This is a genomic window from Cupriavidus oxalaticus (genome assembly GCF_038900635.1).
Classification (GTDB): domain Bacteria; phylum Pseudomonadota; class Gammaproteobacteria; order Burkholderiales; family Burkholderiaceae; genus Cupriavidus; species Cupriavidus oxalaticus_B.
Map to the genome: position 1 here is coordinate 1 of NZ_JAYMRX010000063.1, position 1,386 is coordinate 1,386.

The 1,386-nt window shown below is 62.0% G+C and carries 1 protein-coding gene; it reads left to right on the plus strand.

Going from position 1 to position 1,386, the window contains the following annotated elements; translation table 11 throughout:
- Positions 1-53 precede the first annotated feature (53 nt).
- Entirely contained in the window at positions 54-1,313 is a 1,260-nt protein-coding gene (locus tag VSR71_RS34925; RefSeq protein WP_342917899.1) for an IS256 family transposase, read from the plus strand.
- Positions 1,314-1,386 lie beyond the last annotated feature (73 nt).

The following is a 1,386-nucleotide window of genomic DNA, read 5'->3' on the forward strand; positions in this document are numbered from 1 at the left end:
GGACCTGTCAGAAATTTTGTGTTTAGGGCATAACATGTCGATAAGGAGCATGTATGCCACGCAAGACGAAGACGAGCCAAGCCGCAGACCGTGAGCTGCCGGCCATTCCAGAGGATCTGATCGCCCATTTCGTAAAGGGTCCCATGACCGCCAAGGCGGTTCAGGATGCCTCGATGGCGTTCAAGAAGGCCTTGATCGAGCGCGCCTTGGGCGCTGAGCTCGGCTATCACCTTGGCTACCGCCCGGGCGAAGAGCGCCCGGCCGGCACGGCCAACCAGCGCAACGGCAAGAGCGCCAAGACCGTCCTGACCGAGGATGGCCCGCTGCGCGTGGACATCCCGCGCGATCGCGACGGCAGCTTCGAGCCGATCCTGATTCCCAAGCACGAGCGGCGCTTCACCGGGTTCGACGACAAGATCATCGCCATGTACGCCCGGGGCCTGACGGTGCGCGAGATCCAGGCGTTTCTGGCCGAACAGTATGGCACCGAGGTCTCGCCCGAGTTCATCAGCTCGGTGACCGATGCAGTCATGGACGAGGTCACTGCCTGGCAGGCCCGCCCGCTTGAGGTGATATACCCGGTGGTGTTCTTCGACGCGCTACGGGTCAAGATGCGTGAGGACGGCGTAGTGCGCAACAAGGCCGTCTACCTGGCCTTGGGCGTGCTGCCAGACGGCACGCGCGACATCCTGGGCCTGTGGATCGAGACCACCGAAGGCGCCAAGTTCTGGATGAAGGTGTTCAACGACCTGAAGACCCGTGGCACCCAAGACATCCTGATCGCGGTGACCGATGGCCTTAAGGGGATGGAACAGGCCCTGGCCGCGGTGTTCCCGAACACCACGCTGCAGACCTGCATCGTGCACCTGATCCGGAACAGTTTGGAATATGCCGGTTGGAAGGAACGCCGGGCCGTGGCTGCGGCGCTCAAGCCCGTGTACACCGCGCCCACCGTGGAGGCTGCGCTGGCCGAGCTGGCGGCCTTCGAGCAAGGGGAATGGGGCAAGCGGTACCCCCCGATCGCCGCATCCTGGCGTCGCGCGTGGGACCAGGTGATCCCCTTCTTTACGTTCCCGCCGGCGATCCGCAAGATCATTTACACGACCAACGCGATCGAGAGTATCAACGCCCAACTGCGCAAGATCATCAAGACGCGGGGGCACTTCCCCAGCGATGAGGCGGCGACCAAGCTGCTGTGGCTGGCCCTGCGTAACATCACCGGGAAGTGGGGCAGTTCAACGCACGACTGGAAGGCTGCCATGAACCAGTTTGCGATCCTCTATGAGGAACGCTTCACTCATCCACATCGTTGAGATAATGCTGGCTCAGCAGTCGAAAAGATGGTGAGCCTTTAACTGCCCTGCACACAAAAAAACTGACAGGCCC

Excerpts from the sequence above, each read along its gene's own strand:
- VSR71_RS34925 (WP_342917899.1), top strand. The coding sequence starts at position 54 with ATGCCACGCAAGACGAAGACGAGCCAAGCCGCAGACCGTGAGCTGCCG.